The organism is Mesorhizobium sp. BR1-1-6, from assembly GCF_020165355.1.
Lineage (GTDB): Bacteria > Pseudomonadota > Alphaproteobacteria > Rhizobiales > Rhizobiaceae > Mesorhizobium.
The window spans coordinates 1-14,596 of sequence record NZ_JAIUHZ010000012.1 but is presented as its reverse complement, the minus strand read 5'-3'; the positions used below and the strand labels follow the sequence as shown (position 1 = coordinate 14,596).

General features: G+C 58.7%; 10 protein-coding genes and 1 pseudogene. 2 read left to right on the top strand and 9 right to left on the bottom strand.

Annotated elements, in window-relative coordinates; translation table 11 throughout:
* Window positions 1-3: 3 nt before the first annotated feature.
* The 6 genes from cysN to LB545_RS20955 all read right to left on the bottom strand — a co-directional run bounded on the left by cysN (window position 4) and on the right by LB545_RS20955 (window position 8,922).
* Window positions 4-1,935 carry a sulfate adenylyltransferase subunit CysN gene (cysN, locus tag LB545_RS20980; RefSeq protein ID WP_140513523.1) on the bottom strand — a complete coding sequence of 644 codons (1,932 nt, stop codon included), beginning with the start codon at window positions 1,933-1,935 and terminating at the stop codon, window positions 4-6.
* On the bottom strand, window positions 1,935-2,930 hold the full coding sequence (cysD, locus tag LB545_RS20975; RefSeq protein ID WP_224619688.1) for a sulfate adenylyltransferase subunit CysD: 996 nt from the start codon (window positions 2,928-2,930) through the stop codon (window positions 1,935-1,937). The genes cysN and cysD overlap by 1 nt, the downstream gene beginning before the upstream one ends.
* The gene (locus tag LB545_RS20970) at window positions 2,931-4,334 is read right to left on the bottom strand and encodes a lipopolysaccharide biosynthesis protein (protein WP_224705772.1); all 1,404 of its coding nucleotides are present in this window, start codon (window positions 4,332-4,334) and stop codon (window positions 2,931-2,933) included. It lies immediately after the preceding gene.
* Window positions 4,335-4,622: 288 nt separating this feature from the next.
* Complete coding sequence (locus LB545_RS31050) at window positions 4,623-6,443, bottom strand: sugar transferase (RefSeq protein WP_140513525.1); 1,821 nt, start codon at window positions 6,441-6,443, stop codon at window positions 4,623-4,625.
* A 374-nt stretch (window positions 6,444-6,817) separates the two neighbouring features.
* Window positions 6,818-7,921 (bottom strand): glycosyltransferase family 4 protein, encoded by a 1,104-nt coding sequence (locus LB545_RS20960; protein WP_140525323.1) that lies wholly within the window; start codon window positions 7,919-7,921, stop codon window positions 6,818-6,820.
* Between the two features lie 17 nt (window positions 7,922-7,938).
* Window positions 7,939-8,922 carry a sulfotransferase domain-containing protein gene (locus LB545_RS20955; protein WP_140513529.1) on the bottom strand — a complete coding sequence of 328 codons (984 nt, stop codon included), beginning with the start codon at window positions 8,920-8,922 and terminating at the stop codon, window positions 7,939-7,941.
* A gap of 433 nt (window positions 8,923-9,355) precedes the next feature.
* On the opposite strand from LB545_RS20955, the gene LB545_RS20950 reads away from it, so the two are divergent.
* Window positions 9,356-10,282, top strand: coding sequence for a formyltransferase family protein (locus LB545_RS20950; protein WP_140625476.1), 927 nt, complete (start codon window positions 9,356-9,358; stop codon window positions 10,280-10,282).
* A 30-nt stretch (window positions 10,283-10,312) separates the two neighbouring features.
* Here the strand turns inward: LB545_RS20950 and LB545_RS20945 are convergent, their stop codons facing one another.
* The 3 genes from LB545_RS20945 to LB545_RS20935 all read right to left on the bottom strand — a co-directional run bounded on the left by LB545_RS20945 (window position 10,313) and on the right by LB545_RS20935 (window position 13,899).
* Window positions 10,313-11,341, bottom strand: a complete 1,029-nt coding sequence (locus tag LB545_RS20945) for an NAD-dependent epimerase/dehydratase family protein (protein WP_140625477.1) — start codon at window positions 11,339-11,341, stop codon at window positions 10,313-10,315.
* On the bottom strand, window positions 11,338-12,687 hold the full coding sequence (locus LB545_RS20940) for a UDP-glucose dehydrogenase family protein (protein ID WP_224705806.1): 1,350 nt from the start codon (window positions 12,685-12,687) through the stop codon (window positions 11,338-11,340). The genes LB545_RS20945 and LB545_RS20940 overlap by 4 nt, the downstream gene beginning before the upstream one ends.
* Before the next feature lie 537 nt (window positions 12,688-13,224).
* The gene (locus tag LB545_RS20935; RefSeq protein ID WP_140498426.1) at window positions 13,225-13,899 is read right to left on the bottom strand and encodes a hypothetical protein; all 675 of its coding nucleotides are present in this window, start codon (window positions 13,897-13,899) and stop codon (window positions 13,225-13,227) included.
* A gap of 605 nt (window positions 13,900-14,504) precedes the next feature.
* Between LB545_RS20935 and LB545_RS31045 the strand changes: the two are divergent.
* Window positions 14,505-14,596, top strand: a pseudogene (locus LB545_RS31045) (molybdate ABC transporter permease subunit); the annotation flags it as partial.

The following is a 14,596-nucleotide window of genomic DNA, read 5'->3' as shown; positions in this document are numbered from 1 at the left end:
CTGTTACCCGGTCGCGGTTCCGAGGTAGCTGCCTCGTTCGAGGTAGCTGACGATCACTTCCGCGGCCTCCTCGGCGCTCAGATCCGGCGTAACCGTGATCTGTGGCGCTTCCGGGCGCTCATAGGGACTGCCGATGCCCGTGAAATTCTGGATCAACCCATTTCGGGCGCGTCGATAAAGGCCCTTCGGGTCGCGGCTTTCAGCGACCTCCAGTGGTGTGTCGATGAAGATCTCGATAAACTGCCCTGGGCCGAAGAGGTCGCGCGCCATCCGCCGCTCCGCCTGGAATGGCGAAATGAATGAAGTGAGCGCTATCAGCCCCGCGTCGACCATCAGCTTGGCGGCCTCGGCGACGCGACGAATGTTCTCCACGCGATCCGCGTCGGTAAAGCCGAGATCTCGATTCAAGCCATGGCGAACATTGTCGCCGTCCAGAAGGTAGGTGTGCCTGCCGATCGCATGGAGGCGCTTCTCCACGAGATTCGCGATCGTCGACTTTCCGGAGCCCGACAGGCCTGTGAACCACAGCACCACGGGCTTTTGACCTTTGGCGATCGCCCGCGCATTCATGTCGACATCCAGTGCTTGCCAATGGACGTTGTTCGCCCTGCGCAGACTGAAGTCGATCATTCCGGCACCGACCGTGTGGTTGTTGATCCGGTCGATGACGATGAACGCGCCGGTTTCGTGCACGTTGGAGAACGGGTCGAAGGCGAGCGGTGCCTGTGTCGTCAAGTTGACGAAGCCGACGTCGTTCTTCTCGAGGGTTTTTGCTGCCAGTTTTGCAAAATTATTGATGTCAACCCGGTGTTTTATCTGCGTAACGCTCGCACCCACCACGCTGGTGGCGAGCTTGATCAGATACGGGCGGCCGGGGATCAATGGATCCTCGTGCATCCAGAGCAGATGGGCCGCAAACTGGTCTGACACTTCCGGGCGCTCCGCCGCCCCCGCCAGGACGTCGCCGCGAGAAACGTCGATCTCGTCTTCGAGCGTCAGCGTGACAGCCTCGCCGGCCGCTGCCTCCGACAGGTCTCCGTCCTGGGTGACGATGCGCTTGACCAGGCTCGTCACGCCGGATCGTGCCACGACCACACGGTCTCCCGGCCGGATCACGCCGGCGGCGATGGTGCCGGCAAACCCGCGAAAGTCGAGGTTCGGGCGATTGACCCATTGCACCGGCATCCGGAAAGGCGCGCTACGGCGGTCTCGTTCCACCTCGACGGTTTCCAGATGCTCGATGAGCGTCGGGCCCCGATACCAGGGCAGGTTCTCGCCTTTCGAAAGAACATTGTCGCCATAACGCGCCGACAGCGGGATGGCATCCAGAGACGCGAAGCCAAGCGGTTCCGCGAAGCTTCGATAGGTCGCCTCGATCTCGTCGAATACCGTTTGCGAATAATCGACCAGGTCGATTTTGTTGACCGCAAGGACGACATGCCGGATTCCGAGCAGCGAAACGATGAAGGAATGTCGGCGTGTCTGGGTCAGAATGCCCTGCCGCGCATCGACAAGAATGATCGCCAGGTCGGCATTGGATGCGCCAGTAGCCATGTTGCGGGTGTATTGCTCATGGCCGGGCGTGTCGGCGACTATGAATTTGCGCCGTTCCGTGGCGAAGAAACGATAGGCCACGTCGATCGTAATGCCCTGTTCGCGCTCGCTGGCCAGACCGTCGACCAGAAGGGCGAAGTCGAGATCGCCGCCGGTTGTGCCGTGGCGTTGGGAATCGCGGGTAAGTGTGGCAAGCTGGTCTTCCATCAGCAGCTTCGTGTCGTAGAGCAGCCTGCCGATCAGCGTCGACTTGCCGTCGTCCACGCTGCCGCATGTCAAAAATCGCAGCAGGCTCTTCTTCTCGTGGACAGCAAGATATTGCGAAGTGATCTCGTCTATCGAAGAAGATTCGAGTTCCGCGGTTTGAGCAAAACCCAGCATCAGAAGTACCCCTCGCGCTTTTTCTTTTCCATCGAGGTTGCCTCGTCATGGTCGATCAGCCGACCTGATCGCTCGGAGGTCCTCACGACAAGCATTTCCTGGAGCACTTCGGGAACAGACGCGGCAGTGCTTTCAGTGGCCGCGGTGAGGGGATAGCAGCCAAGCGTGCGGAAGCGTACCGAGCGCATTTCGGGGGATTCGCCTGGGCGGAGCGGCAGACGATCGTCGTCCACCATGATCAACTGTCCGTCGCGCTCCACCACGGGGCGTTTGGCCGCGAAATACAGCGAGACGATGGGGATGTTCTCCCTCATGATGTACTGCCATATGTCGGTTTCGGTCCAGTTCGAGAGAGGAAAGACCCGGACGGACTCCCCTGGTTTCAGCCGGCCGTTGTAGAGGTTCCATAGTTCCGGGCGCTGGTTCTTTGGATCCCAGCCATGGCTATCGCTGCGCAGCGAAAACACCCGTTCTTTCGCGCGGCTCTTTTCCTCGTCGCGCCGCGCGCCGCCGAAAGCGGCGTCGAAGCCGAGCGAGGTCAGTGCCGATTTCAGCGCCTCCGTCTTCATGATCTGCGTGTAGGTCGACGAGCCATGTGTAAATGGCGTGATCCCTTCGGCCAGGCCGGCCTCGTTGCGACGCACCAGCAGCTTCAGGCCAAGCCGCGCGACAGTCTCGTCGCGGAAACGGATCATTTCTTTGAATTTCCACGTCGTGTCGATGTGGAGAAGGGGGAACGGCAGTTGCGACGGATAGAAGGCCTTCATCGCGAGATGGAGCATTACGGCCGAGTCCTTGCCCACCGAATACAACATCACCGGGTTGCGCAGTTCGGCGACGACCTCGCGAATGATATGGATTGATTCAGCCTCGAGTCGTTGCAGATGTGTGAGCCACGAAGGAGAGGAAGGCGAGCGCCGCTGCGCTGCAGGCAAAGTGACCAGGGCTTGAGGTGCCTGGGCTTGAGGCGCAAGAGCTTGAGGTGCAAGAGACATCTAGATCGCCTTTGAAGGGGCAAGACTTGCTTGGTTGAGAGCGTCCGCCGGCGGGGTTTGCCGGTCGGGATGATGGGCGGTCTTGAGCGCCTGTCGCAACGAAAGCGCCAGGCCGAAGGCCCACAGAATGCCCAGGACGATATGGGCAATATTGCCCCCCATCGCGCCGATCCGCGGGATGAGCAGGAGGGCCGTCACGTGGAAGGCGGCTGTGGCAACGACAACAATGCGCAACACCTCACGTTGCCGGCCCATGGCAAGCAGCGCCGAGCGGGCGGCTGAGCCCGAAAGCACGAACGTGACCGCCACCATCTGCACGATGACGAGGCTGGCTGCGCCTATGAACTCCGGTCCCGCGGTCCAGGAGAGCAGCGGCCGGATGAGCACCGCCACGACCAGGACGCAAATGACGCCAAAGCAGAGCAGCATGGCTTCGGTCTGAAAGATCACCCGCTTGAATTCCTCGATGCTGCCTTTTGCCCAAAGGCGGGCGACATCGGGATAGAGAACGTTTTGCACCTGCGGGCCTACTTGCTGGCCGACGCGGCCTATACGCTTGGCGATCTGGTACAAGCCAGCCGAGGCCGGGTCGGCTAGCCATCCCACCAGCAGCGTATCGAGTTCTTGCGCGCTCGCGCGCAAAGTGAGTGAGATGTTCGACGACCACGCGAAATTCCAGATGCCAGGGAAGCGGCGTGTGATGCCGGCCAAAGGCGCGCCCAGGACATTGTGGACACCCTGCCTGTGTAGCGCGCGCATGGTCAGCGTCAGGAGCGCCAGGGAGCCGAGGATCTGCGTTCCGGCCCAAACCGCCGTGAAGTAAGCGAGATCGCCATTGAGCAGCACGCCGAGCAGACACAGCAATACGCGCAGAACGGCGTTGAGCAACTGCCCATAGGCGAGGAGGCGGAAGTTGCCGGCCATGCGTTGGACAGCCACGGGGACGCCGGAAATCTGAAATAGCAGAACGCTGGAGTAGAGAACAAGAAGATGCACGATTTGCGTCGACCAACCGAAAACCGGCGCAATGAGAAGGGCCGCGCCAATGGCGACGACCCAGGCGCTGACAGCGGCGCCGACATCGATAAGCAGGCCGAACTTCATGAGGACGCGCAAATTCTCGTGGCCCTCGGATGCGTTCATGCCGGCTGCGTATTTGATAATTGGCTGCCACGACTGGAAGCTGACAACGCGCTCGACGACCCTTGTGAACGCGATGATCAATGCAAGCTCACCATAGTTCGTCACCCCAAGCGCTCGTGCTGAAAGCGTAAAGGCTACAAGCGCCAGCAATGAGCCAAGAAAATTGCCGGTCAGAAGGTGTGCGATATTGGCCAGGCGCGTGCGGCCCGCACTCTTGCGCCTGGCAGCTTGCAGCACCCGTCGAGCCAGTCTTCCGATCATCGCAACCGTAGCCAAAGTCGCCCCGCTCATTCTTGATCGGCAGTACGCGTCCCTTGGTCGTTCTCCGGGATTGTTTCTGCCGATGCATCCATCATCGGCAGAAACCAGAAAGCCGCCACGACCAAGTTTGGTCCTGTCGCAACCCCAATAAGCTAGGACCTGATCGCCGCTACGACCGATGGCCTACCCCATTAGCGGTAGCAGCTTCATGGCCGTTTTATCGCCAATATATGCGGAACAAAAAAGTAGAACTATAACACATACCGAACTAATAAAGAGAAAAATTGCCTAGATATTTGGCTTTGTAAATTTAAATAAAAGCAAACGGCTCCATATCCTATTAATCTCCTCGGGATGAAGCACGACATATATGGTGCGCCTCTTTCGCTGTTGGTCGAGGATTGATCTAAGGTTGGATCCGGTAAGAGATATGCCGAAATCCGACGGGCCCGAATAGGCTTGGCCGAGCATGCGATCCAGCATCAACTCTCCCAAGGCCGGAGTGTAACGCGCAGAGCTCCAGTACCACCGCATCGTCTGATGACGATCGCCCGGATCCGGAATGTCTTCCATTGTAACGGAGTTATAGCCGCTAAAATCCCACAGTTTCACTTCAGACGTGGCTGTCTTGGATGCGTTGACCTGACTTACGGTATACGTCAGATCCACACGCCAGCGGTCGTAAACCGGGAGTAGCCCCATGGCCCTGAGTGCTTCCATCTGACGAGCATGTATCGGCGAAATGAAGAGCGTGACGTCTACTCCAGCGGCGGTGAGACGATCCAGCAGGTCATGCAACAGGCCGATTCTAGTGATGTCATAATCGAAGCTGCCGGGAGACGAAAACTCCGCCATCAACCGATTCAGCCTCTGGTCGGACACCTGTCTGTAGCTGTAATTATGTGCCAACATGATCTGGTGAAAACCGTCTTCCTTGTCGGTCTCCCGAAATCCAATGCTGTTGGCGTGCACCGTCCGCAAAGCGTCGATAAAGCTTTCGGGGGAGAACAGGGACCGCGCATAAACGATAGGCATTGGAACTCCGGCAAAGCCGGACTCCGGAAAATCTTGGGTTTCCGTTCGGTCCGCCTCAAACATGGAGAAATCGAGATTGACGATCATCCGGCGGGGTGCGCCGTGAGCCAGGGCGAACATGCCAATGTCATAGAGTTCGACCATGCTCGCATGCGGAACCGCGGCATTGTAGGCCTTCAGCCTAGCTAGGCTCGGTCCGGCGGGATCAAGCCCGACGCGCGCCCGCGAGCCGCCGAGGATCAAAGTGTCGTAGTCGGTGAGCCATAGACGTAGTGAGCGCTCGGCTGTCGTACCGATCGAAAGGCGATGTGTCTTTTCGGCATTGAAATCAGGAATCTCCAGATGATGGTTGATCCCATATGGATCGACAACAAAAACGAAAGCGGCAGTCCCAAGTTCTAGCAGAATACCGATGGCTGCAACCCTTGCGGCCAACCGTGGCAGGCGCGATCCAGACGTCCTCAACGGCCCGCCCGACTGCAAAACCTGCGAGCCCATGAACTCGGGCATGGTGGCGTGTCCCGCGGCGCTGATCCCCTCTCGGGTGAAGATCTTGTAAAAGGTCAGGCAGAGAATTTTCAGGTCAAGTGCGAAGGTCCGGTGATCGACATACCAGACGTCCAGGACGAAGCGGTTCTCCCAATCAAGTGCGTTGCGGCCGTTCACCTGCGCCAAACCTGTGATGCCGGGAATGACTTGGTGACGACGCGCCTGCTCAGGGCTATAGCGGGGGAGATACTCCATCAAGAGGGGACGAGGCCCGACGAGGCTCATCTCACCCCGCAATACATTGATCAATTCGGGCAGCTCATCAAGGCTGCTTGCGCGCAGAAAGCTGCCAAAGCCAGTCAGCCTGTCAGCATCGGGAAGCAGCCGGCCATGACGATCCCGACGATCGGTCATCGTTCTGAACTTGATTATCTTGAATGGTTTCCCGTGCAGGCCGGGACGTTCCTGGCGGAAAAAAACAGGCCGCCCAAGAAGCAGCGCGACTGCTATTGAAAGCACCGCGATGAAGGGCGACATCAGCAGCAGAAGGCAGGCGGCACCGAGCAGGTCGAACGTGCGTTTCATGAGCGATGCTCCTTTCATCAGCATGCCTGCCGCGGCTCGCTGATACGTCCTCTGGCCAACCGCAAGGCTTCGTAGTGGTCAAAAGCCAAGCCACGCCACGGGACACAATCTCGAAAGTCTACATGTAGCCTTGTGTCTTGAGACCGATCCCAATCAGGGACGATGTGCGGGCATTGCCTTCCACGCGCGACAGGTCGCCGCTTTTAGTTACATTGGCTGTAAAGTGCGCCTATCAAAGATCATTCTCCGGATGAACATCAGGATATGTGCGCCAGATTTGAAAACGCTCGAGGTGTTCTTGTCCGGGATCGGATATTTTTCATTCGTAGATCGCGAACCTGAATAACTGAGTTCGTGATCGATTGCCTTCATTTTCAGAATTTCGTCAAAGCGGAGTCCCATTTTTCCGCAATCTGCTGCATTGAGAACCGATCGATCGTTTTCCGGGCCGATCTACCCATTTTGTGGCGAAGAGCATTGTTTCGCATCAGGCATGCCATCGCGGATGCCAACTCGGCAACATCGTCGACTGGTACCAGCAGACCCGAAACGCCTGGTTCGATGATTTCGGATGGACCGAAATCGCAGTCTGTTGCGACGACGGGCAGGCCTGCCGCCATCGCCTCGATCAGCACGTTGGGAAAGCCTTCGTAGCGTGACGGCAGGACAAAGAGGGAGGCGTCGCGCGCCCATTCGCCCGGACGCTCGGTAATGCCGGCAAGCTTTACCCTGTCCTCCAAATCCAACGCATCGATCTGACGTTGAAGAAGAACCCGATCAGGTCCCTCGCCGAAGATTGTCAACGCCCATGCCGGAAATTCGCTGGCGACTTTAGCAAATGCCTTTATCAGCGTGTCGAAGCCTTTCTGTTCCACCAGGCGTCCGACGGCGACCAGGCGAAACATCTCATTGCCATGGTCTTTGTAGGCATCGGTCGCCTCGCACGGATTTCCGATGACCTCGCAAGGATTTCCGATAACGTGGGCTTTTTTTCTGAGCGTATCCGGAAGCGTCTTGACAATCGCATCAGTCTGCATGACGAGCCGATCCGCCTGCCGAAGTATGATGCCAGAAACGAGCCGCCAAGCGGCGTGTTTTTTCTGCGCTTTGGGATTGTTTCTTTCCGAGATAATAACCCGGATGCCAAGATTTTTCGCCGCCAGTAGGCAAAGAATATTAATCTTTGTTAGAAATGAAACGATCAGAGTGGGCTGAAGCTGCTTGAATTCCGCGCGCAACACGACCACGCGCCGCAAGCTGCGGACAAATCCGAGTTTCGAAAGCCGCGAAGCTCCATCCTCTACAAGTCTGTGGACGGTGACCTTCGGGTGCAGGGCAAAATAGCTCTTGTCTTGCTCTCCCACGAAAGCAAATAGATGGACTTCATCTCCGCGCCTGCATCGATCTGCGGCAAGCAGACTGACGACGCGCTCCGTCCCTCCTGCACCCAGGCCCGCCTGCACAATCGCAAGTCGCATTTACTCCCCTCTTAACGTCAGGACGTCGATGGATTATTTCCATACTTCTCGGCGATCTCCGCCAAGTTGCTGCATGGATTGGTGGAAAGGGATTCGACGACAGGAAGATCTCTCTTGATCGTCTCGCCTTGGCCGTGTTCATCCATGAATTGGCGGCGAAGTTCATACCAGCCGCATGCGAGCCGCGTTCCGCCACGGGCAAGCAGTTCGATCGCGGCTGGAGTTAGCCAGTCGATGCAGGTCTGCTCAATGAGTTCGGCTTGCGCATCACTAAGATGATCGGAAAAGCCGCCGACCTTGCCGGGACGCGCATGCTGGCTTTCGCCATCGTGGGCCGCTAGGCCGCCCGCCATCTCATGCTCACGCATTACATCGAAACGCGAGGCGTCGATAGAATCCTGAAGCGCGCGCACGGACGGTGTGTGGCCGAGAAATCTCAGGATACGCGTGCAGGCACCCATAGGGTCTTCCGTCAGTTCCCCATAGCCCAATACTGCACTTACGTGATGCTTTAGACCTCTACCCCAATCATTCAGATATACTATCAGAGCCGGCAGGCCTTGTTCGCGATCGGCAATGAACGCGTCCATGGTGCCTTCGAAGCAGCGTTTGTGACGTGTGGCATCGAAATAAGCTGACACGATTACGTCGCGCGGATCTCGAGTCATGAAGATGATGGGTCGGTTGAGAAAAAGCGAGCGTCTATAGGTGAGGTGCGAAACCAGGACGAGCGGCACACGATGGCGCTCATCTGTGTAACGAAAAGCCGGGATGCCCCTCGTCGGATCGAGATCGAAATCCGGAAGAACCTCGAACATTGGCGAAAGATGGACATTTTCGCCGTTGGCGTGGCGACGAAAGTATTCCGAAAGGATATGTCTAAGCTGGGTTGCTCCGGATTCGGGATAGGAGACAAGAAACGCGTCTGCGCCCGACGCAGCCCAGGTCATCCTGATCCGGGCGTCGATCTTATGCAATGTCAGACGGGTGGTCGTCAGCATGGTGACAGGTCTTCAGTCCTTGGGGATCGTAGCGCAGCATGTATGACGTCGCAGTCGAAGGACGCGATGGGCGGGCTGCCGGCCATGGCCTTGAGTGGTACCGCGCAATCTTCGTAGCGGGACGAAAGCACAAATGCGTCGGCGTCCAGAAAGCAGGATCGCCATGCGTAGCAGATCAGATCCGCCCTTCCCTACTGTAATGGCGCTGCGATCCAGAAATGCCAAGCCGGCGAAGCTGTCCATCGCGTATTCCAATCCCGCTGTCGCAACCCCTAAATACCCAGCTTTCTTTGAAGGGACGAGTTGCACATAGGGATGCATCGCCGGCTGCCGTTTACCTCTAAAGGAGGACTTGGGCGCAGAAACGAAGCAGACAATAGAAGAGATCTGTGTCCATCTATCGCTCACGCCGGTGAGTTGGAGCCTTGAATTCATGCGCATAGCCTTTGTCGGTGCGGTGGAGGGATCTCGGGTCGCATTCGATGCCCTTGTCGAAGCTGGCATGACGCCTTCGCTGCTTGTCACCCTTGCGGGCGAAGCTTCCAAACGCCATTCCGATTTCGTCGATCTGGCGGGGCCGGCACGTCTGGCCGGGGCCGCGGTCCACCTGACCAAGGACATCAATGCGCCCGACACGATCGACAGGCTCGAAGCCGAGCGGCCCGATTTGACGATGGTGGTCGGCTGGTCGCAAATCTGCCGCGGCGAATTTCGCTCGGTCGCCCGATATGGCTCGATCGGCTTTCACCCGGCGCCGTTACCGCGTTTTCGGGGCAGGGCGGTGATCCCCTGGACGATCATTGCGAATGAAAAGGAGACGGGTTCGACTTTCTTCCGGCTCGACGAGGGTGTCGACAGTGGCCCTATCGTCCTCCAGAAGCTTTTTGCCGTGGCACCGGACGAGACCGCGCGCTCGCTCTACGACAAGCACAAGCAGGCCCTGCTCGAGATGACGCCGCTTGTCGTTTCGGCGATAAGTCGTGACAAGGCCGTGGGCGTCGCGCAGGACGAATCCCTTGCCAGCTATTGCGCAAAGCGCACGGCCGACGACGGAATGATCGACTGGAGCGATGCCGCCGAGAATGTCCTTCGCTTCGTCCGCGCCGTCGGCGATCCCTATCCGGGCGCCTTCACTTTCACTGCCGGTGCCAAGATCGTGATCGACAAGGCGCGCATGTTTGCCCCGCCTGGGCGCCATATCGGGCTGACCGGCCAGGTCCAAACTCATACCGACAGCGGCTTTACAGTGCTTTGTGGAGACGGAGCCGCCATTGAGGTGACATCCTGGTATGGCGAAAGGCCCAGGATACATGCCAAGCTGGCCTCGGCAGGACCAACCTGTGTCGCGCCAAGGACCTAGGCGCCTGCACGGAGCACAGGTCTGCGCGCTTCAGGCGGCGATTGTCGGCCGCGACGGCCGTTCTTCCAGATACCAGCGTACGAAGGCGGTCACCCCGTCCTCGACGCTGGTGCAAGGGCGAAAGCCCGTAAGGGCCTCCAGCAGGCGGGGGTCGGCATAGGTTGCCCGCATGTCGCCAGCCTGCATCGGCAACATCTTGCGGATGGCGCGTTTGCCCAGGCAGTTCTCGATCGTCTCGATGAAAGGCAGCAGCCCGACAGGCTCGCCGCCGCCTATGTTGACGACACGCCACGGCGCGACGGGTGACAGCGTGTCGACGACGCCGGGAGCGGACGCCGCGCGACCTGTCGCCGGCGTGCATTCGACGAGTCGGACGATGGCTTCGACGAGATCATCGATATAGGTGAAATCGCGCTTCATCAGGCCTTCGCCATACACTTCGATCGGACGGCCGTTCTCGATCGCGTCGACAAATTTGAAGAGCGCCATGTCGGGCCGGCCCCAGGGGCCGTATACGGTGAAGAAGCGGAAGCATGTGGTCGGCGTTCCGAAGATATGTGAATAGGAGTGCGCCATCGCCTCCATCGCCTTCTTCGTGGCCGCATAGAAGGTTAACGGCCAATCAGCCATGTCGGTTTCGACGAATGGCATCTTGTCGTTCGCTCCATAGGCCGAGCTCGTGGACGCAAGGAGCAAATGCCGGGGCTTGAGATCACGCGCAAGCTCAAGGACGTTGAACGAGCCGACGAGATTGCTGTCCGTGTAACTTCGCGGATTGTCGATTGAGTAGCGGACACCGGCCTGCGCGGCCAGATGCACGATCACATCGGGCCGGGCGTAGTCCGCGGCGCGGCGAAGGGCATCCAGGTCTTCCAGTTGGCCGATATGGGCGCGAAAGGCGTCGTATCTTTGAAGCAGGGCGTGTCGGGACTGCTTCAGGACGACGTCATAGTATGGCGTCATGCCGTCGAAGCCGGTGACGCGATGACCGTCGTCGAGCAGCCGGCGCGCCAGGTGAAAACCGATGAATCCTGCGGTGCCGGTGACCAGATACCTCATTCCGCGGCCGCGGCGAAAACTGCCTTGTCTCCGACCGCTCCCTCACCGATATTCACGTACTCGAAGCCGTGCTTGGAGATGTCTTCCCGCCGGTAAATGTTGCGCAGGTCGACCACCACCCGTTTCGACATCGTGCGGGACAGTCGTTCAAAATCCAGGGCGCGGAACTGATTCCACTCGGTCACGATGACCAGCGCGTCGGCGCCCTCGGCGCATTCATAGGCGCCTTCTGCATAACTTACGCTTGTGCCGAGCACGATTTTCGCCTGTTCCATGCCTTCGGGGTCATACACTCGGACATGTGCTCCAAAATCGATCAAGGCCTGGATGATCGAAAGGGAAGGCGCTTCACGGACGTCATCGGTGTTGGGTTTGAAGGTAAGACCCAGCAAGGCCACTGTCTTTGCGCGGACATCTCCGCCGCAAGCAAATACGATCTTGCGCGCCATGGTGCGTTTTCGCTGGTCGTTCACGGCAACCGTCGTTTCGATCAGGCGCAATGGCGCGCCGCTGTCCTGCGCCGTCTTGACCAAAGCCAGCGTGTCTTTTGGAAAACAGGATCCTCCATAGCCCGGGCCGGCGTGCAGGAACTTTGAGCCGATGCGATTGTCGAGCCCGATGCCCCGCGCTACCTCGCGCACATTCGCGCCCACGCTCTCGCAGAGATCCGCGATCTCGTTGATGAACGTGATCTTGAGCGCCAGGAAGGCGTTGGCCGCATATTTGATCAGCTCGGACGTGCGGCGGCCGGTAAACAGGATGGGTGCCTGGTTGAGATAGAGCGGCCGATACACCTCCGCCATCACCTCCCGGCCACGCTCGTCCGACGGGAGGCCGATAACGATCCGGTCTGGTCGTTTGAAGTCGTCGATCGCGGCTCCTTCGCGCAGGAATTCCGGGTTGGAGACGACGGCCACATCGGCCAGGGGATTGCATTGGCGAATGATCCGTTCGACCTCATCCCCCGTGCCCACCGGCACCGTGGATTTGATTGCCACTACGGTGAACCCGTGAACAGCGGCCGCGATTTCCCGGGCCGCTTCGTAGACATAGGACAGATCGGCATGGCCGTCGCCTCGCCTCGAAGGCGTCCCGACGGCAATGAACACCACGTCCGCATCGGCGACTGCCGCTGTAAGCGTGCTGGTGAAGGTGAGCTGGCCGCTCGCGGAATTCTTGTCGACGAGGTCGTCGAGACCTGGCTCATAGATCGGCATTCTTCCGGCCTGGAGATCGGCAATCTTGGCCTCCGCCTTATCGACGCAGACGACTTGATGGCCGAAATCAGCCAGGCAAGCGCCCGATACAAGACCCACGTAACCCGAACCAACAATCGCGATGCGCATGTAACCGCCACTCTGATGATGACAACTGACGCGATTAAGCCAGCAGCGGCCAAGAAAATGGAGTGCGCAATCGGATAAGACATTACCACTTCCGAGACCTGGTATGGGCCCGGACGGTCGTCTGGCGCGGTTTGACAACGCTAAGTGCTGATGGCCATTGCAAATGGACGAGACGAGATGATCCGGCGCGCAGCCACGCTCGGCTGCAAGCCGGCTGACGGCGCTTCATTGGCGCGTCGATTGCTTGAGTTCATTTTCCGTCAAAATTCCGGTCGGCGGCCGTTTGGTCTTTTTGCCATGCTCTTAGAGGTAGTTCGGTTCTCGCTTCAACTTGCCGTCCGGGAGCCGAGTCAGGAAATTGCCCTCGAACAGCCTCGCCTGAGCATGATAGATCTTCGTCCGGGTGAGACTGCGCGCTGGAGTGTTCTGCCGTGACGAACAACGCTAGGCAGAGCACGCCGAGGCCGGCAGGGCGATTTTCCGGTCCATGCAATGGAATTGTTGCGGGGCTGCGCGGTCGCGTTTGCCGGCGAACATTCAAAGAATGTAGCTGTGGGCCTCGCTTTCCGTCGCACTGTCAGCCGCGGAGACAGGCTTGGCGAAGAGGAAGGCACCATCTCGCGAGAACAGATCCGCCGGCATCATCTGGAACTCGCGCTGCGAATGCGGGACATCCAATTCACGATCGACAATATGCCAGAGGCTGTTGAAGAACGACCCGTCGGCTTGCCTCATGCTTTCCCCCCGAAGCGGCTTTCTCGATGAGAAAACCGTTGCTGGATTGGCCCACATGTCGGCAATGGCGATATCGTAATAGCCGGGATGCGCGGCATTGGGTTTGATAATCGCGAAGGGCGTGTTCTTTTCCGGCCAGCCTACGCGGCCCACGGTCAGGCACTCTTCCGGCTCGGGCAATCTTGCCTCCACAAGATAGGCCAGTGCCGCATCGATGCCGCCGATTTCCGAAACGACGCACGATGTCAGTCCCGCGCGGGCAAGCTGCATCAGCTTTCGAGCCTCTTGTTCATCCATATCGGCCCATCTCAGGAAAGCCATCCATTGCTGGTGCAGGCAGTCGTCCTTGGCCTGGCAAAGAAGTCGTCCTGCCTCCAAAGCGGATTCGACCCTCCTCCTGTCCGCCTCCGCGAAGGCTTCCCGCGCAGGGCGAATTCGGCCGGCAATTTCCATCAGGTCATTTGAGATGTTTTTCATATCCTCCTCCCCAGGCGGATTTCTAATCTGATTTATGCGCTCCATGATGCGTTGGTTTTGTATTGCGTAGAAGGCCATCACGGGAACGCGTGAGATATCTTAGTGGCGTGGCCAACCTATTCTTTTGAGCAAGGGTCCCACTTCCGACTGTCGGCTGATCCGCGCGCGATTGTGTTCGCTACTACTTGCTGCCATAGCTTCGCTTTCGTCATTGTCGGCGTCGCCTGGTCCACAAGACGACGTCTGCAATTCTGCCGTCCGATCCGCCGAACGCCGTCTGCCGGGCGGTATGCGCGCGGTGGATGCTCGGGACCCAACGCTGGTCGCGACATGCAACCTTCTGGTTTAATTTTTCGACGATTGAAGAATACGCGTACCCTATCATTTCGGTGATGGTGCTCATCCAACCAGACCTGGAGACCTGCGCAGTAAGGAGTAGTCAGAAGAGCTGGAGAAAGCCCGAATGACGGCGAAGGAAGAAAATCCACACGCCTTTGGGCGAATGGAAGTAGGCGCCGTATCTTTCAACGAACTTGCACGCCCAAGGCTCTTGAAGTCATAGCGAAGGGCAATCTGGCTTGAAGAGTGGGGCGATCCGGAACTCCATGACAGCAGTGGCCATCACAGCACCCGCTCGGGCGGGTTGGCGGTTTCGACAGCCGAGCGTCATTCCGGGTTTCGGATTGACGCTCGGCTT

What these genes read in the sequence shown, in the direction of transcription:
- cysN (WP_140513523.1), bottom strand. Translation starts at nt 1,935, where the DNA reads ATGCTGGGTTTTGCTCAAACCGCGGAACTCGAATCTTCTTCGATAGAC.
- cysD (WP_224619688.1), bottom strand. Translation starts at nt 2,930, where the DNA reads ATGTCTCTTGCACCTCAAGCTCTTGCGCCTCAAGCCCAGGCACCTCAA.
- LB545_RS20970 (WP_224705772.1), bottom strand. Translation starts at nt 4,334, where the DNA reads ATGATCGGAAGACTGGCTCGACGGGTGCTGCAAGCTGCCAGGCGCAAG.
- LB545_RS31050 (WP_140513525.1), bottom strand. Translation starts at nt 6,443, where the DNA reads ATGAAACGCACGTTCGACCTGCTCGGTGCCGCCTGCCTTCTGCTGCTG.
- LB545_RS20960 (WP_140525323.1), bottom strand. Translation starts at nt 7,921, where the DNA reads ATGCGACTTGCGATTGTGCAGGCGGGCCTGGGTGCAGGAGGGACGGAG.
- LB545_RS20955 (WP_140513529.1), bottom strand. Translation starts at nt 8,922, where the DNA reads ATGCTGACGACCACCCGTCTGACATTGCATAAGATCGACGCCCGGATC.
- LB545_RS20950 (WP_140625476.1), top strand. Translation starts at nt 9,356, where the DNA reads ATGCGCATAGCCTTTGTCGGTGCGGTGGAGGGATCTCGGGTCGCATTC.
- LB545_RS20945 (WP_140625477.1), bottom strand. Translation starts at nt 11,341, where the DNA reads ATGAGGTATCTGGTCACCGGCACCGCAGGATTCATCGGTTTTCACCTG.
- LB545_RS20940 (WP_224705806.1), bottom strand. Translation starts at nt 12,687, where the DNA reads ATGCGCATCGCGATTGTTGGTTCGGGTTACGTGGGTCTTGTATCGGGC.
- LB545_RS20935 (WP_140498426.1), bottom strand. Translation starts at nt 13,899, where the DNA reads ATGAAAAACATCTCAAATGACCTGATGGAAATTGCCGGCCGAATTCGC.